General features: G+C 48.8%; 23 protein-coding genes, 1 tRNA gene and 1 pseudogene. 11 read left to right on the plus strand and 14 right to left on the minus strand.

The annotated features are described in order from the left end of the window. Positions 1 to 5 precede the first annotated feature (5 nt). The 5 genes from ABJN86_RS00750 to ABJN86_RS00770 form a co-directional block, all read right to left on the minus strand. A tRNA-Arg gene (locus ABJN86_RS00750) sits at positions 6 to 79 on the minus strand. After that, positions 57 to 749: a class I SAM-dependent methyltransferase gene (locus ABJN86_RS00755; RefSeq protein WP_348362731.1), complete on the minus strand. Its 693-nt coding sequence runs from the start codon at positions 747 to 749 to the stop codon at positions 57 to 59. Before ABJN86_RS00755 ends, ABJN86_RS00750 begins: the two co-directional genes overlap by 23 nt. Further along, positions 742 to 1,728 carry a glycosyltransferase family 4 protein gene (locus tag ABJN86_RS00760; RefSeq protein ID WP_348362730.1) on the minus strand — a complete coding sequence of 329 codons (987 nt, stop codon included), beginning with the start codon at positions 1,726 to 1,728 and terminating at the stop codon, positions 742 to 744. Before ABJN86_RS00760 ends, ABJN86_RS00755 begins: the two co-directional genes overlap by 8 nt. An 89-nt stretch (positions 1,729 to 1,817) precedes the next feature. After that, complete coding sequence (dcd, locus tag ABJN86_RS00765; RefSeq protein ID WP_348362729.1) at positions 1,818 to 2,354, minus strand: dCTP deaminase; 537 nt, start codon at positions 2,352 to 2,354, stop codon at positions 1,818 to 1,820. Beyond that, positions 2,355 to 2,873 (minus strand): hypothetical protein, encoded by a 519-nt coding sequence (locus tag ABJN86_RS00770; protein ID WP_348362727.1) that lies wholly within the window; start codon positions 2,871 to 2,873, stop codon positions 2,355 to 2,357. Positions 2,874 to 2,921: 48 nt separating this feature from the next. Between ABJN86_RS00770 and ABJN86_RS00775 the strand changes: the two genes are divergently transcribed. Together ABJN86_RS00775 and ABJN86_RS00780 are read left to right on the plus strand one after the other, a co-directional pair. After that, a complete protein-coding gene (locus ABJN86_RS00775; RefSeq protein ID WP_348362725.1) occupies positions 2,922 to 3,596 on the plus strand; it encodes a PIG-L family deacetylase in 675 nt (224 codons plus the stop codon). Beyond that, complete coding sequence (locus ABJN86_RS00780) at positions 3,596 to 4,336, plus strand: WbqC family protein (RefSeq protein ID WP_348362723.1); 741 nt, start codon at positions 3,596 to 3,598, stop codon at positions 4,334 to 4,336. The genes ABJN86_RS00775 and ABJN86_RS00780 overlap by 1 nt, the downstream gene beginning before the upstream one ends. Positions 4,337 to 4,363: 27 nt before the next feature. On the opposite strand, the gene ABJN86_RS00785 is transcribed toward ABJN86_RS00780, so the two are convergent. From ABJN86_RS00785 to ABJN86_RS00795, 3 genes are read right to left on the minus strand one after another with little or no spacing between them, the layout of a single operon-like run. Continuing rightward, on the minus strand, positions 4,364 to 5,062 hold the full coding sequence (locus ABJN86_RS00785) for a TauD/TfdA family dioxygenase (protein WP_348362721.1): 699 nt from the start codon (positions 5,060 to 5,062) through the stop codon (positions 4,364 to 4,366). 19 nt (positions 5,063 to 5,081) lie between these two features. After that, the gene (locus ABJN86_RS00790; RefSeq protein WP_348362720.1) at positions 5,082 to 5,975 is read right to left on the minus strand and encodes a TauD/TfdA family dioxygenase; all 894 of its coding nucleotides are present in this window, start codon (positions 5,973 to 5,975) and stop codon (positions 5,082 to 5,084) included. Beyond that, on the minus strand, positions 5,972 to 6,775 hold the full coding sequence (locus ABJN86_RS00795; protein WP_348362718.1) for an SUMF1/EgtB/PvdO family nonheme iron enzyme: 804 nt from the start codon (positions 6,773 to 6,775) through the stop codon (positions 5,972 to 5,974). The genes ABJN86_RS00790 and ABJN86_RS00795 overlap by 4 nt, the downstream gene beginning before the upstream one ends. 110 nt (positions 6,776 to 6,885) lie before the next feature. Between ABJN86_RS00795 and ABJN86_RS00800 the strand changes: the two genes are divergently transcribed. Together ABJN86_RS00800 and ABJN86_RS00805 are read left to right on the plus strand one after the other, a co-directional pair. Further along, on the plus strand, positions 6,886 to 7,917 hold the full coding sequence (locus tag ABJN86_RS00800; protein ID WP_348431824.1) for a glycosyltransferase: 1,032 nt from the start codon (positions 6,886 to 6,888) through the stop codon (positions 7,915 to 7,917). Between the two features lie 3 nt (positions 7,918 to 7,920). Then, the gene (locus ABJN86_RS00805) at positions 7,921 to 9,108 is read left to right on the plus strand and encodes a hypothetical protein (RefSeq protein ID WP_348362715.1); all 1,188 of its coding nucleotides are present in this window, start codon (positions 7,921 to 7,923) and stop codon (positions 9,106 to 9,108) included. Here ABJN86_RS00805 and ABJN86_RS00810 read toward each other — a convergent pair. Beyond that, positions 9,093 to 11,306 (minus strand): peptidase domain-containing ABC transporter, encoded by a 2,214-nt coding sequence (locus tag ABJN86_RS00810; protein ID WP_348362714.1) that lies wholly within the window; start codon positions 11,304 to 11,306, stop codon positions 9,093 to 9,095. The two genes, ABJN86_RS00805 and ABJN86_RS00810, sit on opposite strands and share 16 nt — an antisense overlap. A 140-nt stretch (positions 11,307 to 11,446) precedes the next feature. Continuing rightward, positions 11,447 to 11,608, minus strand: coding sequence for a hypothetical protein (locus ABJN86_RS00815; RefSeq protein ID WP_348362712.1), 162 nt, complete (start codon positions 11,606 to 11,608; stop codon positions 11,447 to 11,449). Positions 11,609 to 12,202: 594 nt separating this feature from the next. Here ABJN86_RS00815 and ABJN86_RS00820 point away from each other — a divergent pair. After that, on the plus strand, positions 12,203 to 13,435 hold the full coding sequence (locus ABJN86_RS00820; RefSeq protein WP_348362710.1) for a hypothetical protein: 1,233 nt from the start codon (positions 12,203 to 12,205) through the stop codon (positions 13,433 to 13,435). On the opposite strand, the gene ABJN86_RS00825 is transcribed toward ABJN86_RS00820, so the two are convergent. Continuing rightward, positions 13,432 to 14,163, minus strand: coding sequence for a hypothetical protein (locus ABJN86_RS00825; protein WP_348362708.1), 732 nt, complete (start codon positions 14,161 to 14,163; stop codon positions 13,432 to 13,434). The two genes, ABJN86_RS00820 and ABJN86_RS00825, sit on opposite strands and share 4 nt — an antisense overlap. A 604-nt stretch (positions 14,164 to 14,767) precedes the next feature. Between ABJN86_RS00825 and ABJN86_RS00830 the strand changes: the two genes are divergently transcribed. Next, the gene (locus ABJN86_RS00830) at positions 14,768 to 15,037 is read left to right on the plus strand and encodes an IS3 family transposase (RefSeq protein WP_348362706.1); all 270 of its coding nucleotides are present in this window, start codon (positions 14,768 to 14,770) and stop codon (positions 15,035 to 15,037) included. A 51-nt stretch (positions 15,038 to 15,088) separates the two neighbouring features. Continuing rightward, a pseudogene (locus ABJN86_RS00835) lies at positions 15,089 to 15,322 on the plus strand (transposase family protein); the annotation flags it as partial. A gap of 795 nt (positions 15,323 to 16,117) precedes the next feature. Here ABJN86_RS00835 and ABJN86_RS00840 read toward each other — a convergent pair. After that, entirely contained in the window at positions 16,118 to 17,059 is a 942-nt protein-coding gene (locus ABJN86_RS00840) for a LysR family transcriptional regulator (protein ID WP_348362705.1), read from the minus strand. Between the two features lie 47 nt (positions 17,060 to 17,106). On the opposite strand from ABJN86_RS00840, the gene ABJN86_RS00845 reads away from it, so the two are divergent. Genes ABJN86_RS00845 through ABJN86_RS00860 form a run of 4 tightly spaced genes read left to right on the plus strand, consistent with a single transcriptional unit; the run spans position 17,107 to position 19,691 of the window. Beyond that, a complete protein-coding gene (locus ABJN86_RS00845; protein WP_348362703.1) occupies positions 17,107 to 18,090 on the plus strand; it encodes an aldo/keto reductase in 984 nt (327 codons plus the stop codon). Continuing rightward, complete coding sequence (locus ABJN86_RS00850; RefSeq protein ID WP_348362942.1) at positions 18,090 to 18,476, plus strand: carboxymuconolactone decarboxylase family protein; 387 nt, start codon at positions 18,090 to 18,092, stop codon at positions 18,474 to 18,476. The genes ABJN86_RS00845 and ABJN86_RS00850 overlap by 1 nt, the downstream gene beginning before the upstream one ends. Positions 18,477 to 18,498: 22 nt before the next feature. Then, a complete protein-coding gene (locus ABJN86_RS00855) occupies positions 18,499 to 19,404 on the plus strand; it encodes an MFS transporter (RefSeq protein ID WP_348362701.1) in 906 nt (301 codons plus the stop codon). After that, the gene (locus ABJN86_RS00860) at positions 19,365 to 19,691 is read left to right on the plus strand and encodes a hypothetical protein (protein WP_348362700.1); all 327 of its coding nucleotides are present in this window, start codon (positions 19,365 to 19,367) and stop codon (positions 19,689 to 19,691) included. The genes ABJN86_RS00855 and ABJN86_RS00860 overlap by 40 nt, the downstream gene beginning before the upstream one ends. 417 nt (positions 19,692 to 20,108) lie before the next feature. On the opposite strand, the gene ABJN86_RS00865 is transcribed toward ABJN86_RS00860, so the two are convergent. Together ABJN86_RS00865 and ABJN86_RS00870 are read right to left on the minus strand one after the other, a co-directional pair. After that, positions 20,109 to 21,332, minus strand: a complete 1,224-nt coding sequence (locus tag ABJN86_RS00865) for a M20/M25/M40 family metallo-hydrolase (RefSeq protein ID WP_348362698.1) — start codon at positions 21,330 to 21,332, stop codon at positions 20,109 to 20,111. Between the two features lie 15 nt (positions 21,333 to 21,347). After that, positions 21,348 to 23,387: an ABC transporter ATP-binding protein gene (locus ABJN86_RS00870; protein WP_348362696.1), complete on the minus strand. Its 2,040-nt coding sequence runs from the start codon at positions 23,385 to 23,387 to the stop codon at positions 21,348 to 21,350. Position 23,388 lies beyond the last annotated feature (1 nt).

Here is a 23,388-nt window from a genome sequence, read left to right on the forward strand (position 1 = left end):
ATAGGTCGGGGTGACTGGATTCGAACCAGCAACCTCAGTGCCCGAAGCACTTTGCGCTATCCAGTTGCGCCACACCCCGATGCGATTTCAGAGAAAACCCAGACATCTAGGCTTCCGGCGTTTCGTTTCCCAGTTAACTTCCAGCCATTTCCATCCATCTTGAAAAGTGCGGCTTCATGATCTTGCGACATCAATTCACGCGCTTCCTGATGAGAATAAATTGCCAGATCCATTGGCGATTTTGCCCAAGTTGACACGACAAACTGCGCACGGGGGGCAGCGATCAATTGTAAGTTTCTAAAAAATCCGGCAACCGCATCAATCACTAGATGGTTAAAAGTGCCCATCATCATCGTAATCAAGTCGACATCCTTAAGCCGCGAAAAACTTTCAATGTGCGTACAATCCGCCCTGTGGAGTTCGCATGTAAATGGCAACGTAGCTTCACAAAATGCAATTGCGTCCTGCGAATGATCTAGACCGCAAATCTGACGGAATCCATTGGCTTGGCCCCATCGCAAGTAACGCCCGGTGCATGTTCCAATATCAAGCATCGATCGACATGCAGCGTGTGAGGCCCGCCTATCAGCCAAAACTGTATCTAAAACCTTACGTTCCTTTTCCTTTACGTCGTGGGCCGCGCCATTCAACGTCTCGTACCGCTCTAACAATGAGTTGTCGTAGAAATTCCTACTTGCAGGATGCGTCGTCAAACCCAACGTCAGGGATAAATTTGTATCATTAGGCATGTATCAGGCTCCTACTCACAGTCATGAATTGATCCACGGTGTCTTGGATTTTGAAACGATTAGCATTCGCGCGACATCGCATCGCTAGGTCAGACCAAAGCATCTGATCACCCAAAATTAGTCCAATGCGATCAACAAGCTCATGAACATCACCTGAGGTAAATGCCAACACACCTGCTCGTTTTGGTAACGTTTCAGGCAAGCCGCTGACACGTGAAACGATTGCAGGCAGTCCCGCAGCTTGGGCTTCGACACTGACAAGCCCGAATGCTTCAATCTCCCGGCTGGGCAAAACCAGTAGTTGGTACTCTGCAAATGTTTCCTGCAAATCATCGCGATTTTGCCAGGGTTTGAACCGAACCCGCTTTTCAAGATCAAGTTGCGCGATCTGATTTGAAAGTTTAGATCGGATCGGTCCTTGTCCTAACAACGTCAAATGAACCCATTCTGGCAAAGCAGACAGCGCATGGATCAAAAGATCGATCCCCTTACTTTCGTCAAACCGACCAGCGTAGAGTATGTGAAATGGCTCGGTACAGTACTGCGCAAGTTTTCGTTCTAGACGCAAATACCGTGCGGGAAGACCCCAAGGAACAATACGGACCTTTTCGGCTGGGATGGGCAGGATCGTGCGCGCGTCACTCAAAATACCACGGGACGGGAAAATAATTCGGTCGAGGGTTCGCACATTCTTGCGAAAACTGTCGCGAAATTTTCGGTTACGGCAGGCTTCGATTACATCCGTACCATGGCAAACCCCAATCTTTGGAATGCCCCTTAGTCGCGTTAACGCTGCCGTCATGCCATAGCACAGATGCTGACAGTGAAGAACGTCGGGCTTAAACTGATCTAACGCCCGTTCGACAGCGGTGTTAAGACGACGCTGGTAGGACACCGGATCACGCAACGCCTCCGCCTTATCGATGTTCAATGCGTCCCAACCTGAAGGCAAAGGCGTACTAGTTTGCGGATCAAGCACAAGAAAGCGCGTCGCCACAGAAGATGACATCCGTGCGTACAAATCTTGTGTCAGCACAATGCTGCCACAGTTTGGTTGGAAAGGTAGATCTATTCCGCTGAGTATGCGCATGAGCAATCCAAATGTGAGCGCGACGCCACTGGCCCGCGTGATCCTTGATATTTCCCGTCGTAAAGTGAAATTTCGCCTTGCGGCTTCCAGAATGTGACCTGCCCAACCAACATGCCCGCAAAAATCCTCACGTCATGCGTGGCGTACATTTGCAGTGTGAATTGATTGACAGATCCAATATCAATCAGGTCGGCCGTAACGTGAACAAATAAGCCAAGTCGTGCGACTGATGATTTAGCGCGAATGATTGGTGCATAGTGATTACTTCCCATTACTTCGCGTGTGTTACCCAAGAAAAACGCACCTCGCTGAATCACCAACCCGGTATCTGGAATAGCGACTACTTCGCACGAGTTATCTTGCCGAGGATCAACGACGTCATCCGTGTATCGCAATAGCGTTTCACCCAAGCGAAAATCATAACTATTAGGATTTACTTGCTCAGGATCAAATGGATCAATTATAATTGATCCATCTATCTGACATTTATTTATTTCCAGTCCTGTTAGTATCATCTAATTCACCTCTAGAGGGGGTGCGAAAATCGGATCGTTTTGAAAGCCTATTGTGCCTTCATATGGTATTTTCGCGCCAGAAACTGACCAAAAACTGACTTGTCCAATTATCATTTTTGGATAAACACGAATTGGTAAGACAGAGTAAAGTTCAAGTGTCCAACGATGACAAGCCCCGAGATTTCCAAGATCGGCGGATATCTGCAGAAACAAACCAAGTCGTCCAATCGAACTACGACCAATTAAAATTGGCACAAACTTGGTAGATCCAATTTCTTCATAAGTATGAGCAAGATAGAAGCGGCCAGGGCGCAATATAAGACCCGTATGTGGGATTAATAATTCATCTGCATCATTTTTGGATCGTGGATTAAGAGGCGAACTTTGGCGGATTTCCTTTAATGTGTGACCAAGTCGATAATTATAGCTATTAGGATTAACATGATTTTTACTAAATGGGCTAAGCGTAATTGTGCCGATTTTTACCTGTCGCTCAATTTCATTTCCTGTAAGAATCATTCTTATGTTTTCCTTCTAGCAAAATGAAAAATGACTAAGGGTTTTTTTATGGGTTTTGATGGATGCAATGCGATGATGATTTTTGCACATCCCGACGATGCGGAATTGCTCAGCTTCGGATTGATGCGACGTATATTTTTGTCTGGTGGCAACATCGATGTTCTGATCGTAAGCGATGGATCTAGCGGCATAGCGGTCGGCGAAAGCGCACTTGATCAATTGCCCTTGGTTCGCATGCAAGAAACACGAAATGCACTGCGCAACATTGCTCGCGATGTCACGACTTTGGCGCTCCCTGATGGAAAAATCACGCCAGACGGCGATACCGTTCGTGTAATTGAAGCCGCAATCGTTGACAAACGACCAGACCTGGTAGTCACACATCACTTGGATGGGACGGGCACAGATCATCAAGATCATCGTGCTGTTGCATCTGCGGTCCGCAACATCTGTTTTCGCAAGCCATTTGTGACCACCATACTGAGCGTGGAACCCCTGCAACCGTTCACAGATTTCAAACCAACTTGTTTCGTCGATATCACTGACCATTTGGATGAAAAATGCGAGGCGTTGAAACATCACGTATCGCAAGCTGGACGCGCTTATCTGGACAAAGCATTTCACAGCGCACGCGGTTTGCGATGGTCATCGCTTGTCGCAACCAAGCCTTCGCATGATGATCGCGTCTTCGAAACATATGCTATTGAAAAAACGGTGTGGTGATGAGCCGTATAATCTGCGTGCACCAGCCCGCCTTTCTGCCATGGTTGGGTCTGATTGAAAGCATGTTTGTCAGCGATATTTTTGTACACCTTGATGACGTTCAATTCGAAGATGGTGGGTTTCAAAATCGCAATCGGATCAAAACAGCCCAAGGTGTGGTATGGCTCTCTATGCCGGTGCAGAAGCAAAGCTTTACAAATTTGGCCGAAATTCAGGTATCTTCGGCGCATCAGCCGAAAAAAATGATGCGCGCAATCAAAGTTTCTTACGAACCCACTCCACATTTCGACACAGTGATGCGTTGGCTGGAGCCACACCTGACCCTTGATCAAGGAACCGGTTTGATGGAAGCGAATATACTGTTCCTTGAAAGTTTGGCGCAGCAACTTGGTGCGCCCTGTCAGTTTAAACGTGCAAGTCGGTTGCGAAGCCCTGGATCTGGTCGTCTGGCCAATATCGCAGCTTTGATGCGTGCATGTAATGCCCGCTATCTTTGCACCGGTTTTGGCATGCAGGCCTATACGACTGAAACCGAAATGAAGGCGCATGGCATTTCGCCAATCTGGCATGGATTTGAGAAACGAGATTTCACTTACCCGCAACTTTTTCCAAAATTGGGTTTCATCGCAAACCTGTCGGTCATAGACATGCTGTTTAATTGCGGTTTTGACGCCACCGCTACAAGGCTCTCCGCATCTGCGCGTGCCATTGTGGATGCGGCTCATGCTCAAAGAGCTTAGAGTAATATGCGCGATGCTCCCCATGCTTTATTCAAACCCGTATTGTAGGGATGTGTTCGCAACCAACAGGCGGTGAATAATCCGGTCACCAGCTTTTGATGGTAAAGCCCCGTGCAGGTAACGATCATTACGAAATGCAATTCCAGTGCCAGCGGGCAGTCGCACAGTCTCAGTCAAGTCTGCAAACGCGTCCTCGATCGTGTCCACATGTGCCCGAATTGATGGCGCAAAGAACCCCCAGCGATCATTCCGATAGCGGATGAATCGTCGCTGATCTTTGGTTTCATCCAAGATCCGTGTCATCCGGATGTACTTCGGAAACCCAAAACAAACAGAGTTCTCCGCAGCAAGATCCGACGTCACTTGGGCGGGAAGCGTATCAACTAAAGCCTTCCCATCAAGGAAAATAGATTCCCCTCCTTGGTCCGACTGTGTTTCGCAAAAAATCAATACAATTTCAGGCGGCCGCTCCATGCTGCCCCTATCTGTATGCAAGATACTACCCTTGCATGCGACTTCTGCTGGTAACGTTTTTATGCCTGATGGATCACAATCATCTTGGACGCAGACGTCGCCAAGGCTGTTTGCGAAAGCTAAAAATTCATCCTGCCATTTTTCTCTTTCTGCAGTAGAAAACGTGAATATACCGTCGGTCGCCAAGATCTGTAATGCTGTTTTCTGCGTCTGACTGTCTGCCGTCGATAGATTTGCGATTTGTCTTGCCATTTTCTTAGCTCCTTCGATTTCACGGTGCCGTTGAGAGTGCAGTGTCTGTTGAATGAGCCGACGTGATCGGGACAGATAGGTTAAAGTACATCCGCCAAAGCTGGCGTGGCGCGCCAGTGCCCGGTTTGTCAGCTTCGGCTCCAAGAGCTGTGCGTCCATGACAATGATGATGTTGTGAAAACAAAACTAAATCGCCGCGTTGCAACTGTATTTTCATCACGTTTTTTGCGAGCGCATCCGCTAACGCTTCAACGGCACCCCTTGCCTGCGGAGGTGCCGCGTCAGAAAGTGGTACTTTTGCAATCCGGTCCATCATTTTCGACGTGAAACGGAACCTCGGATCATCCTTTGTGGGAAGAATTGAAAAGTGACTCTGATAATGTCCAACATTCTTCAGGCCATCGTCTGGCCAATATGAAAAGATAGGGTCCATTAACGCAGTTACATGCGGTTCAGACAGTTGGGAAACAGACAGCTCAATCGGCGCAAGCACGGTATGACCACCGCCATACGGATCTGGTCGTTCACATAAAATGCCCATGGCATCGGGAAACTTCGAAAGTGTGAGCATGTCGACATGCGGAACATTTGGACCCGTCCCATTTGCTGCAATCGGCGCGGCAGCCGGATCAACACCAAGTGAATACCAAATACCTTTTTCAGCGCGTTCTACTTCAACCGCATTGCCTACAAGGTTAACAAAACGCAGCGCCGCGCTACGCGTTTGTGTGAAATTGTCACCGGGAAATGTTAGAATAACCACATCACCGAAAGCAATTCTGGAAGCCGCTGCGAGCAGGGTGCGCAGCTCTACGTTTGCGACGCAATCGGCCCAATACCTGCCTGCAAGATGTTGACATGTGTCGGAACTTAACGAGGCGCGATGGATGTTCGGGAATGCAGTCTTTGTCATAGTGTTGGCTCCTTATTGAACCCCAGTCCTTCAAGCACTTCATGCGCAGTCGCCACCTCGGCGTTTGCTTGCGTAACAACCCGGAATCCGACGTTGAAGTTTCGATCGGTTTCTCGGGAAATGCTGCGTGCAACGCAGCAGGCGAATTCGACCGGGTATGCAAAAGAACCACCACGGATCACACGTCCATCGGAAACAGATTTGCCGTCCCAACGTGCGACATCGGACATCACGAGGGCAGCCGTTGATGGCACCTCACCGTCAAGGTTCACGACGTCGCTGCACCAGTGCCAGATATGGCCATGCATGCTGTACAATCCAAATGCGTTCGCTGCTTTGTCATTTAAGGAAGGGGGTCGGCGCAACGCATTGTCACCATATTGGCGCACCACATCACGTACGGATTTCGCTGATTTGCAGTAAGTGGTACAACGACACCCAGCACGGGCCGCCGCTTCGAATTCGATCTCGGTAGGCAAACGCACGTGAGTGCCGCTCAATTCGGTCAACCAAGCGCAAAACGCTAGACTATCGGCATAACACACGCCTACCGCTGGATGATTTGGCTGAAGTGGATCAAATCCATTTTGCGGATCAGCAACAGTCCAGCCCCAGTCCCACGTTTCTGCTCCGTCTAGGCTGTGATGGTAGCCAGTCGCCGTTACAAACTGGTTCCATAGCCCCGTGTCGATGGGAAATTCGGACATAAAAAATGGTGTCGTAGTGACACGATTTTCGGAAGCGCCCGCGTCGGTATTTCCGAACGAAAACGACTGCGATGTAACCCCGATCATTTTCATAACCGCCCCACCGCTGACAGGCAAAATACCGCGCAGCTTCGCTTTTCAATAGTCACAGCCTCCGGTAGAAAGCGATGAAGGCAGGCATTTTGGTGAAAGGGAAGCGAAGTATGGCGAATATCGTATTTGCGGGCGGCGGATCTTCGGGACATGCATTGCCCAGCCTGCGCGTTGCGAACTTTATGCGTGACCTTGGGCATACGGTAACGTTCATCGGTTCGCATGCATCGATCGAGGAAAAGCTCTGTACGCATTATGACATTCCGTTCCACGCGGTTGCGACCGGCAAATTCAACCGTACGCGTAAAATGTCTGCTATTTCGGCGGCGGGCAAAACTTTGCTTGGTGTCCGCGAGACCCGCAAATTGATGCGCAAGCTGCGTCCCGACGGTGTTTTTTCTTCGGGCGGTTTCGCAAGCGTCCCTGTAATCCTTGCTGCCCGGATGTGTGGCGTGACAAACATCATCATCCATGCGTGTGATCTTAGCATCGGTTTGGCAAATCGAGTGTGTTTGCCCTTCGCGACGCACCTTACCTGTACATTTACTGAAACCGTCAATCAGTACAAAAAGGCTGTCGCTTCTGGGCCTATTATGCCACCAGAATTGAACGGGCCCATCGATCCGCCAAAAAACGAAAAACCGCTTTTGTTGGTGTATGGTGGCGGTCAAGGGGCCGTCGCAATCAACGAAAAGCTGCGCGCCGATCTTCCCACTATTTTGCCAAATTTCAACGTGTTCCACGTGTGTGGACAGGGAAAGACGGATTCTAAATTTGACGGAACTGCCGGATACGAGCAGCATGAATACGTCATGAATTTGACCAATCAAATCAAACAAGCAGATGTCGCGATTTGTCGGGCTGGTTCCAACTCCTTGTGGGAACTGATCTTGACTGGCACACCACACCTTGCCATCCCGCTCCCCTTGTCCGTCAGCCGAGGTGATCAGATCGAAAACTGCAAGTATTTCGATCGTTTGGGAGTTACCCAATGGTTGCAGCAGGACGTATTCATAGCCTCCGATCTGAACGCAGAACTTATCGGTATTCTTGAACATACAGCGGATATCCGTCGCTGTATGGACAAGATCAAGCCCGCATGCCCTGCGACCGAGACTATCAAAAATATACTGCTGACCTGAAACATGAAAATCGCGTTCATAACCGATTTCCATGCACAGTTTTTGAGTGCATTTCCGGTTATCAATCACCTTGTTGTCGCCCGCAACGGAGGCGCGGTGATATTTGATTCTGGCGACTTTCTTGGTGAGAGTTTTGTACTGGACGCACTCGGACCCGCAATTTTCGAACGGCTGCAGGAAGACATATTCGACACCCTTTGCCCCGGTAATCATGGATTCGGGCAATGCATCGGTTCTCCACGCGCAGTTTGCTGCAATGTTGTCCATGAACTGGGTAATCCCGCACCTTGGCAGATGATCGAGCGCGGAGACATTCGATTGGGCGTGATCGGTATTATTGGACGGCAAGCATTCAATGCAACACCAATCCAAGAACGTGCTGGCTTTCGCTTTGTCGATCCTCTTGATCGTCTGCCCCACGCAATTAGGGCCGCACGGCAGGCAGGGGCAAACCAGCTTCTGTTGCTTAGTCATTGCGGCTACAACCAAGATATCGCTCTTGCGAGAGACATCACCGACTTCGATGTCATCTTGTCTGGCCACTGTCATTCTGATGCAGTTAGCGAATGGATCGGCAAAACGCTGGTTGTTAAGGCACCAGAGATGGGTGGTGGGATAGGATATTTGACATTGGGGGTGGATGGCGTGACGGCGCTGTCGTTTGACTTTGCCCCGGATCCTACGATTGCGTGCGCCCCGGCTTTGAATGATCTGCGTGTTGGACTGGCACAAGCGGTGGCTTTTGCTGAAAAGGAAATCGGCCCACTCGCCTCGACCTTTTCGCGCGCGCGTAAAGAGCGGCAAGTCTTTTTGCAAAATGTGTTGACTGCACTTCAAATGCAGCACCCTAATCATCGTGTTATCTTGAACCTGAACGTATTTCGCGATCTGTTGCCTACCGACATACTGACTGAAGGTGCACTTTATGATTTGATGCCATTCGACAACATGCTCGTTACCTTTGAATGGCCCAAGAGCGATCTCTTTGCTCAGTTGAATGCTCTTCCGGAAGAACCGTTTGCGCAAGCAGAGTACGACATTGAAACGACGCAGCGAATTATGACCACTGATTACGTCGCGCAAACTTACTTGGGCTTGGGTGCAAATGATTTCACGATAGTTGCACCGCTCCGAGCTGCCCTTGCTAGGTTTCTGACTGAACCGAACCATAATGTTCAAACCGCAATCTGAAGTTGATCCGAAATCAACCTGTGGTAATGAGATTGATTGCGAAGCAGTTCGGCATGTTGTCCTTCTTCGACTACGCGGCCGTCACGCAACATCAAAATCCAGTCCGCATTCACAACTGTAGATAGTCGGTGGGCGACAATAATTTTTGCTGTATCCGGTGAACGCTCTGCCAGATTCCTTACGATCTGTTTTTCAGTCGATGCATCAAGCGAACTGGTAGCTTCGTCCAGAAAAAGAAAACGAGGCCGACCGTAAATAGCACGCGCCAATAAGATACGTTGTATCTGCCCACCGGATGGGACCAGACCTTCGCGCCCCATCATTGTATCAAGCCCGAAAGGAAGCTGTGTAACAAACTTTGTCAAACAAGCTGTCTCTATTGCTTCCGTTATCTGTGCTTCGTCCTCCTCAACCTGACCGAAGGACATTGTCACATTGTTGCGGATCGTGTCCGAAAACAAAAAACCATCCTGCTGTACAGCGCCACAGGTGCTTCGCCACAGATCTGCGGCGGTTGTATCCAACGTGCGGTGACCAACCTGAATGGTACCCTGTGTTGGGGTGTATAAATGCATCAGAACGTGGAGAAGCGTTGTCTTGCCAGAACCGCTTTCCCCCACTATCGCTAGCGTTTGACGCGGCTCGACAGTCAACGAAATATTTTCCAAAACCCACTCATCCGACATACCGGGATATCGGAATGACATGTTTCGCAACTTCAGCGCGCAATAATGCGGTGACGGTACTAATGCGGACGCTGATGGATCGTCGACGGGGGCTGCAACATGTCCAGCCGTCAGGCGAAAAAGACTTTGCCACGCCTCTTCGCCGCGTTGAACAAAATTCACAATATTCAGAAGTGACTGCGCACAAAACGAGATTGCGATATTAATCGCGATCAAGTCACCAAAACCAAAGCGACCATCTGCGACGCCAATAATCATTTGATAGTTCGAAAACAAAGTCGTCAAACCAAAGATCATCAATGTGCCCGTGCGTTGACGGCTTTCTGCAAGTGCTATGTCATTTTCGAATTGGTTTAACGTGGCTTGGCGCTTGTCCCACTCCTGCAAGATGTGGGACGACGCATTTGCGATTTTAAGGTCTTTGAAACCCTCAATCATCTCGTATTCGATACTGCGTGTTTTCGACTTTGCACTAAGCCGCGCATAAGTCGTTCGCGAAACTGGGCCCATTGTCGTAACAAACCATATGAGTCCGAGCATCAATCCCAACAGGAACGCCCAAAAAACAGATCCAGCAAAGATAAAAATGAAAACTGAAAGCCCAACAATCAATATCGCATCAAAAACAGCTGACATGGCATAGGTACCAATAAACAAGCGTATCTTATTTTGATCCGAGACCCGGCTGATGAAGTCTCCGGTATTCTTATTCTCTACCCTGGTGAGGGGAGACCCAAGAAATGTTCTGAAAAAATCAGTTAAGATGCTGCGTCCAATTTCAGCAGCGACATGTAGGGAACGTGTGGTCCTTACATACTCTAACATCAGTTGTGCTGTAACTGCCAACGCCTGTGCAATAAACAACGCGCCTACAATACCTAGTGCATTCTCCGCCAACCCAAAGCGGATCATCTCACGGGACAAAACAGGCACTGACAGCGAGAGGATTGTTCCCAACACCAAGAATGTGGTGATCCATATTAGTCTCGTGCGATGCACGGCAGCAATCTGGACAACTGGCCTTAAATGATCGCGCAGACTAACAGGTTCGTAAAACGGCTTGAACTTATGAGGTATAGGCGTAAAGAAAGCAGCCACGCCTTGTGTTTGACTATGCCCACCCCTTACCCAGTGTTCACGCAGGGCTTTTTCATCTAGGCGAATTTCTGCTCTACTTGCAGGATCATTGATCAAAAAATCGCCCCTCCGTGTGGGACGACAAATGACGAAATGATTATCGCGCCAATGCAAAAGCGATGGGCATCTATTTTGTCTTAGCTCGGTCACGTCACACAATAAAACACGCGCTTCTAATCCGATGGATTTAGCGCCTGTAACAATCGACGAAAGCGTCACACCAGTACGGGATTTATTTGTCAAACTGTCGGCTTCTTCAACATCTAAAACACGACCGTAATAGGTTGCTATCATTCGCAAACAAGTCGGGCCACAACTCATTTGGTCAAGTTGACGCAGATGCCGAAAGGAAAACGATTTAGGCCAAATTTTCATGCAGAAATTCCCGCCGCAGCACATCTCTTGCATTTAGGATTGCACTTGAGGTGATTGAACGACAAATCAAAAATCCCATAGCATGAATAACGCAGAGTATCGAAGGGGTTAGTACAAAAAATGACTAACCCCATTTTTATTTACGAATAGGGAGAGGACGATGAAACAGAGCCTTCAGCTCCACCAGCAACGAGGCGGATCTCATCAAATGACATTTCACGTGTTGCTTCGGTCTTTGTCTCAACATTCATCGTGATGTCATTTTTCGCAACATCGAAAGTCGTTTTTTGATCGTTAGTCATAACTTACTCCTTTTTTTGATTACGTTGATCGAGCCTTAACGATTGTGTGTTTTGCTACTCTTGTCAAATCTAGAAATTCAAGAGCAATGGCGTCAAATATCTAATAAAGTATAATTTCTTAAAATTCTGTCGGCAAGATATTGCCAAAACTGTTACCACAATGAACTAAGTTATTGGAGCTCACCTAAGTTTCTCAAATCTAGGAGGTGGTATACGTAACATATTGAATTACAGGTGATAAGTTCAATTGTGTCATGAAGTGACTTCACCGATCTCTCGAACATTTCAATTGGTGACGAGTCAAGTGAAATAATTCACCATGATTTTCTTAGCTGATTACTGCTAAAAGTTTGTACTCACCCAAATTCGCTAAACCAGTAAGCTGAAAATTGCTGAATAGTAATTTGTTAAAATATGTATGTTGGATAATTTTTCAAAAATATGATCGGCAATACTTTGCTGTAGTACATTCATATTGCGGCATCAAAACGCCAATTCTTATTCAAAATTAGCTTACATGATTTTCGACTTGCTATACTTTCTATCAAGAATCAATCGAACAAGTATAACTTACCAAAATTGGGTATCTTAGATATGCCATTGAATACCATCTCTGACATGCGATCGGCATCAGGTTATGATTTGGTCGCGCAGCCTCATGAAATACTAAAGGATACAAATCTTGTATACGTTGACTGCGAAGCAGTTAAAAAAAAGATGCATGACGTTTCGCTTAAGACTTCCAAAGAGAAGATGATCGCACTATTGACCCGCACAGGCAGTGTGATGTCTGTAGAGCAGCACCTGCCATCAAAAAAAATGAGTGGCGAAAGTGCTATCGGATATCGCGCGCCGCGCTATGGGCGTGCCGCAATCTTTGAAGTCTCCACCGGCCACCCCAAACGTACCTTTAGTATAGAAATCAAGGGTTGCGGCGTTGGACCAGGGAAGGTGCCTGGAACAGGCAAAGACGATAGCGGCTTGCTTTTCCTTCATCTGGCCATTGTTGAGGTGATAAACCAACATATCCTCAATCGACTGTTCGAAATGTTGTGCCTCGACGTTTCCTGCGTTCCGTTGCTTGGCATCGTGGATCTTCAATTTGATGGCCTCAGCGACTTTGGGGCCCAACTACCCATCGCAAATCTCTTACGCGACAGCCATGTCAGACCCGACGGTAACAACGAACTACCCCAAGCAGACACCATTGTTGAAGAAGTGAAAAGTCAAATCCAAGAAGTACTTGAAGCGCATGGCATGACAAGCTGCGGGTTTTCAACATCTATCTGCACTGCGTGGGAAGATGGTAAAATTCGCATGCGTCAAGGTGGGAAACTCCTGAAGTTGTCAGAAGAACATATCGACAATTTGGGGCAAATGCTGAACATCGAAGCTCCCTTTACGCTATACCCTACAAATATTCAGCTCACAGCAGATGCAAGTCTTGAACCACTTCGCGCACGGATTGTCGATCTTAGCCACTATAAAGCACACGTTATAACGTCTGGATTTTGCACAACACTTGTTGACGATAAACCCTTCAACCTAAACCGACTTCGTCCTATTTTAACGGATCGAGACAATGTGCCGGCAAACGCGATGATAAATTATGTAGCGCTTCGCGGCCGTCGCGTATCCGACGATCCACGGTTTCAAACTATTCAGCGTGTTTTTCCAGATTGGGCCCAGCCCGATGCAATGCTAAGCGGTGCGATGACTGAGGCACTATATTTGACCGCGCTAATCAATGCGGGCGAGCGCGATATCGATGCGGTCTACGAACACATTTCAAAATATGTAGACACATGCTTTGACGTTGCGAACTAGCCAACCTCACCGGCGACCATCCTATCAAGACGATTAAGTTTCTCGGCAACTTCTTTCGAAGTGAAAGAGCTACAACTGACAGCATCTACATCACTCTCCTGTGCCTTTTCCTCTGCACGATAGATAAGATTAGACATTTCAGGACGCGAGCGTTGTAAAACAAGTGTTGAGGTCGGTTCTACAATATTGGGATCGCCTGAGTGAACAACACTATGGTCGATTGAGTAGATGCTATGCACAGCGTGTTCGCTTATGAATTGGATTTTGAGGTGAACGTCACATTCAGGTTGCATCGAATATTCAAGCGAACCATCGATATCGTATCGATAGCGTGTTCGCGCTAGCCCATTTTCAGCTTCCGTGAACAACGTATTTTGCATGCGACCCAGTATGATCCATGATGCAAAATCGAAATTATGATTATGAATATCGCTATCAATATTCGAAAATCCTTTCCACCAAACATGCAGCCTCAATGCGAGAAACCCGGTTTCTTCAAGCACTATTTTGTCAAAGCCATTGGAGTGATGATAGCTCCGGTTCGCGATTTGAGCCAATCGGTCATTTTGTTTGTAGTGTGCAAGTAAATCACGCACTTCGTAGCGATCTCTTAAATCTTTCAACGCCTTAGAGAGATCTTGTGATGTCAGTTCATCTTGATTTCGCCCCAATAAAAATTGATCTAAAATACTACCTTCTGTTAGCTCTGCAATTTCAATTGCCGACATCTTTCAACCTCTGAATATGTTCTGTTTCAAAGACCTAGCAGATCGCTGAGGCACATTTTGATTGAATAGTATCTATAGTACGTCATTAATCAGCCCACCAATGTAGGTATAACTAGACAAACAACTTACCCTTTTCAGATGCAGTTGGTGAATAGTCTTAACTCAAAACCTGTCTCCTACGCGGTTTCCTGCTGAAACACGCGGCCTTACCTGCTCGATTGATAGGCATCCACGGTTAGTATTCCTGAGAAATGTCTGACCTGAGCCCCTAAACCTTCTCCAAATTTGTGTAGAGTGGCCCAACAAAAGGACGGACAAATGAAAGCAAGATTTACGGATGAACAGATCATTGCAATAATCAAGTAGCAGGAAGCTGGTGAGAAGACTGTTGATGTATGTTGGCGGCGCCGGATCAGCTCTGCGACGTCTACCGGTACAAATCTAAGTAGGGCGGCATGGAGCCGTCTGATGCGAAGCGGCTGCGGGCCTTGGAAGACAAGAATGACAAGCCAAAGAAGCTTCTGGCAGAACAATTGTTGGACAAGGCTATGTTGCGAGGTATCAATTCAAAAAAATGGTGACGTCCGCCCTAAAGCGGTAAGCTGTGCCGCATCTGATGGGTGTTCATCAGGTCAGCCAGCGGCGGGCGCGTGGTGTGCTGCAGATTGATCGGTCAACAGTGCGGAATCTATCGCGTCGTCTTGATGGTGCCGAACTGCGGGATGCGATCAAGCGAGTTTCCCGAGAGCGGCGTCGATTTTGTTGCCGCCGCATCCATGTAATGATTGCCCGGGAAGGTTTTGAGATGAACCACAAAAAGGTGAGGCGCATTTATACCGAAGAGAAGCTTCAGGTGCGCCGCAGAGGCACTTGAGCACAAGGAAACCCATGGTGCTCCAGATCGCCCAAACCAACGGATGTCGTATCTGATGCGCTGACAGAGGGGCGTCGCTTCCGCATTTTGGCGGATGTCGAAGACTTCAGCCGTGAGAACTTGGTGCTGGTCGCGGACACATCACTGTCAGATCATCGTGTCGTTCGAGAACTGGATCGCAGCATTGCTGAGCGCGGTGCCTCAATCACAATAGTCTCGGACAACGGAACTGAGTTCACCAGTATGGCGATCCCTAAATGGGTGCCGGATATGGGCATCGATTGAAAATTGTCGCTAATTCATTGATGGAAAAATAGTTTTTCTCAACGTCTTCCATGGGAAAGATTTTCCGGAAATGGCAAGAAAAGCCTACCGTGACGCTTCTACCAAGACCATCCCTTATATATGCTGCCCGGCTTGGCGATCCCTCATCAGCTCACAGTTTTGATCAATGCAGATATCGACGCGGAATTTGTCTTCGCCAGTTTGCACTGGAGAACTGACAAGAGTGTTGCAGGCCTCTCGTTTGTGCTACAGGGAAGGGGTCGCGCGGGTTGGATTGTCGCGTAGACGGCTAGTGTCCCAATGCTCTTTGAGCGCCCCAAGATCTTCAATTTGCTCAAGCAGATCTGCAATGTCATCGCTTGACAGACCCTGGCCACACAATAAGGGCACAGGATCAGGTAAGACGTGTTTGGGGAGGTTCAACATCGCTTTGATCTGACTGAAAGTTTACGAAGAACAACGATTTCGTCACCATCTATCGCCGTGAATATCCGGCTGTTTGGTTCCTTGGGTATGATAGAAACGAGGTTGTTTGCAGTGCCCGGTTTCACGGGAAGTCGGGAAATTAACAAAAATTGAGTGGACATCTTGTTTCTCCTTATGTCAGTTTCTTGCAATCCATCGGAGAGGTGCCGGAGGGCGAAAATGGGGTTCATATTTCCGTACAGGCTCTGATTGCACAATCATGGTAATCACCTCCAAAGTGCGAAATCATTGGCTAATACTGAGAATATGTTTTCCAAAAATGGAAAATTTAAGAGCAAAAAATTGCCAAATTTCCTAAAACAGGAAAAGTCAGCCGCTTAATCGAGAGCGGTTTTTTACCACAAGCTCAACTAAGAAGTCGGCAAGCGCACGCGTGCGACGGGATTGTGCAAGGTCAGATTGAATCACAAGATAGATTGGTTGATCTACGCCAACGTCCGGTTCGACACAGACAAGATTAGCGTCAGCCGCTAGAAAGTGTGGTAATATCGACAATCCAAGACCGGCTTTGGTTGCCGCAATTTGTGTTGAGAGAGACGTCGTCGTTATGGCAGGTTGCCGCCCCCTTAGCACACGTTCGATCCAATTCGCCGCTGGTAGATGAGACTGTTCATCTCCCCAGGCGATCATGTCGTCGCCATCATAGCTTCCAGTGTTCGGACGAGCCTTTCGAGTCTCAACATAATCCGAACTGGCGTATAGCCCATAGCCGAGCATACCCAATTTACGAAGTGTTACATTCCCCCGTTCAGGCTTCACCATACGTACGGCAAGGTCCGCATCGCGACGGTGCAGGTTGGCGGTATTGATATCTGTCACGACTTCGACCAACAAATCAGGGTAACGAGAACGAAATGTGGGCAAGGCAGGTAGGATGAGATTGGTTGCCAAATTTTCGGCCGTCGCCAACCGGATCTTTCCCGTCATAGCGGCCTGTTCATTTGCACCCGTTGCAAAAGCCAATGCTGCAGCCTCCATCGTTTCGGCTTTGTGCACGAGATCAGCGCCATCTTCAGTGAGTTGATATCCTGTCTGGTGCCGGATGAATAAGGGCACCTTCAGCGCGTCTTCCAATCGGTCGATGTGACGTGACAGCGTTGCGATGCCGATATTCATCTTAATTGCCGCCGCGCTAAGGGTGCCTTGCCGGGCAACGGCAAGAAATGCCCTTGTGTCATCCCAGACAAGCCGCTGGGATGCGGGGTTTCCAATTATGGAAATCCTATTGTCATTATTCTCTAACCTTTTCATTTGTGGAGTATGTCACATTAAAATTCGCACACTCAAGGAGGCGAATTATGCAAAAGAGAACATTAGGCCAAGGCTTGCAAGTTTCAGCCATCGGTCTGGGATGCATGGGAATGAGCGAGTTCTACGGCCCACGAGATGATGATGAGTCGATGCAGGTTTTGACACGCGCTGTGGAGCTTGGTGTGGATTTCTTCGACACTGCGGATATGTACGGCCCCCACCACAACGAAAACCTTCTGGGGCGGTTTGTCAAACAGAGTACAAAAACACCCAAAGTAGCTACAAAATTCGGTATCGTCCGTAATCCAGGAGAATATAAACGTAGCCTGAACAATAGTGCAGACTATGCCAGTCAGGCCTGTGATGCTTCGTTGCGCCGCCTGGGGATTGAGCAGATCGATCTCTATTATGTTCATCGGATAAATCCAGAACAGCCCATAGAAGAAACTATGGCAGGACTGGCAGCGCTGGTGCATCAAGGTAAGATTGCACATATCGGTTTGTGCGAAGTCAGCGCCGAGACGCTGCGTCGTGCTCATGCCGTGCATCCCGTGACTGCGGTTCAGACCGAATATTCGCTCTGGTCCCGGCAAGCAGAAGAAGAAGTGCTTCCCGTTTGTCGTGAACTTGGCATTGGATTTGTGCCTTATTCGCCATTGGGGCGTGGCTTTTTGACCGGTCGTTTTAATTCTTCGGAAGGGTTTGAAACCGGTGATTTTCGCGCAAGCCTGCCACGCTTTGCCGATGATGCCATTCCCACTAATCGCCGCGTAGCCGATGTGATTGCAGAGCTGGCTTCATACAAGAGCTGCACACCTGCACAACTGGCTATCGCATGGCTCATGTCCAAGAGCGAAAACATCGTTCCAATACCCGGCACCAAACGGCTTCAATATCTTGAAGAAAATATAGACGCGATCCAGGTCTCTTTATCGCAAGAAGATCAAATAATGCTGGAAGCCAGTATCGACCGTCTGCCGATCAAAGGCGAGAGATACACCCCAGAAGGCATGAAGGGAGTGAATGCGTGATGAGCGAAGCTGGATCCATTCGACTGACAAAGGCACTTGCCTTGTTGGAGCGACTTGAACGGGGGGCACTGCCCCGTGTTGTAGCCAATCTCGATGAATTTCATCCGGACGCCGCAGAAGTTCTTTTGGGTTTCTCCTTCCACGATGTGGTTTTGCGAGAAGGGATTGATTTGAAAACAAGAGAAATGCTGACGGTTGCGATGCTATCAGCGATGGGGACGGCACCTGGTCAACTTGAGTTCCACATACGCGCAGCAATGAACAACGACGTTACTCGGTCAGAGATTGTCGAGATTATTTTGCAGACGGCGGTTTACGCCGGAGTACCAGCTGCGATGAATGCAATTTTTGAGGCAAAAAAAGTGTTCGCCGAAGCCGCGTCATAATCCCAGATAAACAAGAAAAAATATGGAAGACTCAACAAAACGCGCATCGTGGCGTGACTGGATGGCTATCGCCGCATTGGGCATCGGCAGTTTTGCAATTGTCACTACAGAGCTGGCTCCAATCGGTTTATTGTCCGAAATCGGCAACGACCTCAATACCTCACCGGCGCAGGTGGGTTTGATCGTGACGCTTTATGCCTGGATTGCTGCCCTCTCGGCATGGGTATCGGTAACAACCCTTAGCAAATTACCTCGCCGCTCCCTTCTTATCACGCTTATGTTTATCCTTGGGCTGTCCGCCGCAGCGTCTGCAATCGCCGATCAATTCAAGGCATTGATGGCTGCCCGAGTAATCGGAGCAATTGCACACGGGGCTTTCTGGGCCATGATCGGTACAGTTGGTGCACAGATCGTACTGCCGCGTAAAGTAGGCCTCGCAACTTCGATCATCTTTGGCGGCGTTTCAGCCGCAAGCGTTCTCGGTGTCCCGCTTGCAAACCTTATTGGTTCCAGCGAGGGTTGGCGCATGGCATTCGCTGCCGTTGCGTTTCTGTCTATTCTGGTCGCGGCGGCAATCTGGCATGCTCTTCCTAAACTGCCGGGTGTGGAAGGCGTCAATTTCAGTTCGCTAACTCGCATTGCTTCAAATAGTCGCTTTCGACGTATCTTCACTGCGACTTTTTTGGCGATTACGGTACATTTCATGGCCTTTACATGTATTGAGCACTTTTTGACCACAGGTACTACTGTTCCGAGTGAGGCCGTGGCTCCAATGCTGTTTACTTTCGGGGCCGCAGGAGTTGCCGCGAACTTTCTGACTGGTGCCATGATCGACAAAAGCCTCAAGGGAATTCTCATCGGAGTCTACTTTTGTCAGGTGGTTCGCTCTTGTTTCTTGCGATCGCGGGAAGCAACCTCAACGCAGTAACTATCACCGTTGCGTTTATTCTTTGGGGAGGCGCAGTGGCCGCAATCTTTGTGAGTTTCCAAACTTGGCTTCTAAAAGAAGCTGGCGCTGACGCTTTGCCTGCTTCCGCCATCTATGTAGCACTATTCAATGCGGCCATCGGTCTTGGTGCAATGCTCGGATCTGTTGTGCTGACATTTGCAGGTCTGCCTCAACTCCTTCTGCTCGCCGCCATTTCAACACTTTGCGGAATACTGGCAATTGCCATGTTAAGCGAACCAGCTATGAACCCAAAAGTTGCCGAATAGCAAAAATTGTTGTTATGAGTGCAGCTGTTCTTCGATCTCGTGGCAACAAGGATTTTCACCTGAAACCACATTCAAGGGCGAGATCCAAGAAGATGCTAATAGCAGTAGTAAAAGGTACTCGAAATAGATCTATCCGCGGGGCAGTCGGTGAGTGCCTATTTTGTAATTTAGAAATGATTCCGCGCTGTGGAGACGTCAGAGTTATCATTGGGGACACAAAAGCAAAGTAAATTGTGATCCGTGGTGGGAACCTGAAACCGATTGGCATCGGGATTAGAAAAACGAGTTTCCGCTGTGTTGGCAAAAACGAGTTTTCGAAGAGCAGGATACCGGTGAAAGGCATTTAGCTTAGCCAAATGATCGAGCCCCTCCTTCTATGTGAACAAACACAGGGTCCAACGTTTCAGTTGGTTGGCATCACGACTCCTTGATTTCGCAGATCTCAATGATGCAAAGAATGTAAATACGAACACAATCCAGAAATTGCTGTTTGCGTACCCGTTCGTCAGGCATGGTGTTAAATTCGCCTCCTGGGCCACATACAACACCCTGCATCCCCGCGCCGGCAAGATGTGCTGCGTCAGTTCCATAGAATGCTGGTGGGCGAATTGAGCCAGTGGGCTGAGGATGTCCCATGACAGTTTCAAAAGCTGAATTCAGCGCTTTAACGATGCGTGCGTCGCGATCAACCTCAAAGGGTGGCATTTGCAACGCGTTCGGTGTTGGGCCACCAATCCGAAGCGACGTTTGTAGTTTGGGGTATTCCAATTTAAGGGCCTCTAACACTTGTTTGAGGTCATTTGTAACAGTCTCAACAGATTGTCCGGGGCCATAGCGGCATGATCCCTTTAACTTTGCCTGATCAGCCACTTGGGGGGGGCGCCAATCATGGTAATTGCGCCCTAACCCAGCCTGCATAGACCCAACATGGCCGCGGTTCACGGCAATCTGATCCGGTGTATTCGCACCTGTAAAAGTTAAATTATTGATCCGCTGAGCCAAATAAGTAGCAGCAGCCAAAGCATCACAGGCTTCCTCACGTTTGGACAAATGGCGAGTATCGCCAGTTAGCTCAATCTCAAACATCGTCGAGCCTGCATGCATGGTCAGCGCTTGAAGGTCGGTCGGTTCAGAGTTGATAAAGTAATCTGCCCAAAGACCCTGCTCGATCGCTCGTACCGTGCCGATACCGCCCTGCAACTCACCGACTACAAAACTCAAGATGACATCGCCTTTGAGTTTGATCCCGGCCTTGCGGATCGTTTCAACGGCACAAAAGTAGGCCGCATCGCCCGCCTTCATATTTGAGACCCCAATGCCGTAAATGAACTCTTCGTCGATTAAGCCGCCCCAGGGATCGACGGTCCAACCCTCTGTGGCCGGGTTGGTATCAAGGTGACCGTTGAACAACAGACTTGCACCGCCCCCTTCTCCTTTGAGACACCCAATGGCATTGACCCGCTTGCCTGCAACCGGCTGTAGTTCGCTACTCATTCCCATTTGTGTCATGCGATCATGCATAACCACGGCCAGCTCCCGCTCGCCTTCGGTTTCTGTATAGCTTTTGTGCTGTACCATCGAGGCGAGTAGTTCAAAGCAAGATTCAATGTCGATCGTGTCGAGAATATCAGTGCCGGTCACAATAGTGTCTCCGTTTCAATCATGTGGCTGTGCGTATTGCCAAACCGGCTCGATCTTTGCGAGGTCGGCTGTGTCGTGGTGGCATTTCAATGTGTGTGCTTGCGCCACTTGGTGCAAAGGAACAGGTTTGTCATGGCAGATGGTTCCAATCCGTCTGGGGCATCGGCTTTCGAAACCGCATCCTTTCAACAAGGTTGTTCGTACCGGCAAATCCCCGGTTAGTCGGACACGGCGCGTTATCGTGTTTGAATCAGGTGTGCTTGAGGACGACAACAGCGCTTCTGTGTAGGGGTGATAGGGTCTCTGATCGAGATCTTGCACACTGCGCGTTTCGACAATTTCACCTAGATACATAACAGCTGTTCGGTGTGCGATATGCCGTAGGATCGCCAAATCATGTGTGATGAACAAAAGTGCCACGCCAGTTTCTTGCTGGACCTGTCGCAACAGCGCGACGATCGATGCCTGAACAGCCGCATCAAGCCCCGATGTGATCTCGTCACAGATAATGACTTTGGGCTGTGCAGCAATCGCGCGGGCAATCGCAACTCTCTGTTTTTCACCACCTGAAAGTTGGTGAGGATAACGATCTTTATAGTGAGCAGGCAGGCGCACTTGCTCCATCAACTTGACGATTTCGCCCTCGCGTTGGCCAGCCTTTATGTCTGGGCGATAAAGTTTAAGGGCGCGCGATAGGATCGTTGCTAACCTATGCCGAGGATTCAGCGAGCTGTCAGGGTTTTGGAAAATGATCTGCACACTGGCGCGGTATTCAGCATTTAATGTCTCAATCACGCGCCCCTCAAGGCGTAACTCGCCTTCGAATGGACCAAGACCGACAAGCGCACGCGCAAGACTGGATTTACCACATCCGCTTTCTCCGACCAGACTAAGTGTTTCACCCCGGTGAAGCGTCAGATTCACGTTGTTGACGGCATGCACCTGAACAGGATCTTGCCTTAACAATTGCCTGATAAGGGATGTTCGACCTAACCTGACTGTGAGGTTTTCAACTTCTAGAACCGTATCATTGGTTGCTTGCGAAGTTTCCAAGGGGCTAGCTTGAATTTCATTCACCACTGCATCAGGTCGCGCACAAGCAAGTTGCCCAGAGCCGTGCGGCATTAGAGAAACACGGCTGTTGTCACAAATAGCGGGGTCATGCTTGGGGCAGCGATGCGAGAAATTACAAGCTGGCACCGCGCCGCGACGTGTCGGTGGAATACCCTCATCAATCCTGAGACCGCGTTTGGTTCGTGTGTCTGATGGTCGAGGTAAACTGGCCAGCAATGATCGAGTATATGGATGCTTTGGATTAGCAAACAAATCATCTACCGCTGCCGTTTCGACAATTCGCCCCCCATAGATGACGGCCACGCGATCTGCGATCTCTGAAACTACGCCTAAGTCATGGCTGATAAACAGCCCCGCTACGCCAAATTTCTTCTGCATTTCTGCAAACAGATCCAACATGCCTACAGCGGTGGTCGCATCCAGTGCCGATGTTGGTTCATCAAATAAAATCAAATCCGGCTCACAAGAAATCGCCATTGCCAAGACAACTCGCTGTTTTTCGCCGCCTGAGACTTCGTGGGGGTATTTCTGGGCCATCAATACTGGGTCGGGCAACCCAACCAATTCGAACAACTCATGCACCCGTGCCATGATATCTTGCGAGTCGTTCAAGCGATGTGTTCTGAGAGTCTCGGCCAGATGCGCGCCTAGGGATTGAGTGGGATCAAGAGCTGTCGCCGCGTTTTGGAATACCATTGCAATTTTCTTGCCACGGCGGCGGGTCAATTCATTCTCTTGCAAGGTGGTCAAATCAACACCTTGCAATTGGATCGATCCAGATTCCCGTTCAATCCGTCCTGGAAGGTCGCGCATCACAGCAAATGCCAACGAGGACTTTGCCGACCCACTTTCGCCAACTAAGCCGAGCACTTCGCCTTTGGCAATTTCCAGACTGATGTTTTCAAGAATGCGGATAGGCCCTGCAGGTGTGCTATAGGTTAGTGAATAGTCGGTAATGTTTAATACAGGTGTTGATGTCATT

Origin of the sequence: Litoreibacter sp. (genome assembly GCF_039974535.1) — a bacterium.
GTDB lineage: Bacteria > Pseudomonadota > Alphaproteobacteria > Rhodobacterales > Rhodobacteraceae > Litoreibacter.

What these genes read in the sequence shown, in the direction of transcription:
- ABJN86_RS00755 (WP_348362731.1), bottom strand. Translation starts at nt 749, where the DNA reads ATGCCTAATGATACAAATTTATCCCTGACGTTGGGTTTGACGACGCAT.
- dcd (WP_348362729.1), bottom strand. Translation starts at nt 2,354, where the DNA reads ATGATACTAACAGGACTGGAAATAAATAAATGTCAGATAGATGGATCA.
- ABJN86_RS00770 (WP_348362727.1), bottom strand. Translation starts at nt 2,873, where the DNA reads ATGATTCTTACAGGAAATGAAATTGAGCGACAGGTAAAAATCGGCACA.
- ABJN86_RS00775 (WP_348362725.1), top strand. Translation starts at nt 2,922, where the DNA reads ATGGGTTTTGATGGATGCAATGCGATGATGATTTTTGCACATCCCGAC.
- ABJN86_RS00780 (WP_348362723.1), top strand. Translation starts at nt 3,596, where the DNA reads ATGAGCCGTATAATCTGCGTGCACCAGCCCGCCTTTCTGCCATGGTTG.
- ABJN86_RS00785 (WP_348362721.1), bottom strand. Translation starts at nt 5,062, where the DNA reads ATGGCAAGACAAATCGCAAATCTATCGACGGCAGACAGTCAGACGCAG.
- ABJN86_RS00790 (WP_348362720.1), bottom strand. Translation starts at nt 5,975, where the DNA reads ATGACAAAGACTGCATTCCCGAACATCCATCGCGCCTCGTTAAGTTCC.
- ABJN86_RS00795 (WP_348362718.1), bottom strand. Translation starts at nt 6,775, where the DNA reads ATGAAAATGATCGGGGTTACATCGCAGTCGTTTTCGTTCGGAAATACC.
- ABJN86_RS00800 (WP_348431824.1), top strand. Translation starts at nt 6,886, where the DNA reads ATGGCGAATATCGTATTTGCGGGCGGCGGATCTTCGGGACATGCATTG.
- ABJN86_RS00805 (WP_348362715.1), top strand. Translation starts at nt 7,921, where the DNA reads ATGAAAATCGCGTTCATAACCGATTTCCATGCACAGTTTTTGAGTGCA.
- ABJN86_RS00810 (WP_348362714.1), bottom strand. Translation starts at nt 11,306, where the DNA reads ATGAAAATTTGGCCTAAATCGTTTTCCTTTCGGCATCTGCGTCAACTT.
- ABJN86_RS00815 (WP_348362712.1), bottom strand. Translation starts at nt 11,608, where the DNA reads ATGACTAACGATCAAAAAACGACTTTCGATGTTGCGAAAAATGACATC.
- ABJN86_RS00820 (WP_348362710.1), top strand. Translation starts at nt 12,203, where the DNA reads ATGCCATTGAATACCATCTCTGACATGCGATCGGCATCAGGTTATGAT.
- ABJN86_RS00825 (WP_348362708.1), bottom strand. Translation starts at nt 14,163, where the DNA reads ATGTCGGCAATTGAAATTGCAGAGCTAACAGAAGGTAGTATTTTAGAT.
- ABJN86_RS00840 (WP_348362705.1), bottom strand. Translation starts at nt 17,059, where the DNA reads ATGAAAAGGTTAGAGAATAATGACAATAGGATTTCCATAATTGGAAAC.
- ABJN86_RS00845 (WP_348362703.1), top strand. Translation starts at nt 17,107, where the DNA reads ATGCAAAAGAGAACATTAGGCCAAGGCTTGCAAGTTTCAGCCATCGGT.
- ABJN86_RS00850 (WP_348362942.1), top strand. Translation starts at nt 18,090, where the DNA reads ATGAGCGAAGCTGGATCCATTCGACTGACAAAGGCACTTGCCTTGTTG.
- ABJN86_RS00855 (WP_348362701.1), top strand. Translation starts at nt 18,499, where the DNA reads ATGGAAGACTCAACAAAACGCGCATCGTGGCGTGACTGGATGGCTATC.
- ABJN86_RS00870 (WP_348362696.1), bottom strand. Translation starts at nt 23,387, where the DNA reads ATGACATCAACACCTGTATTAAACATTACCGACTATTCACTAACCTAT.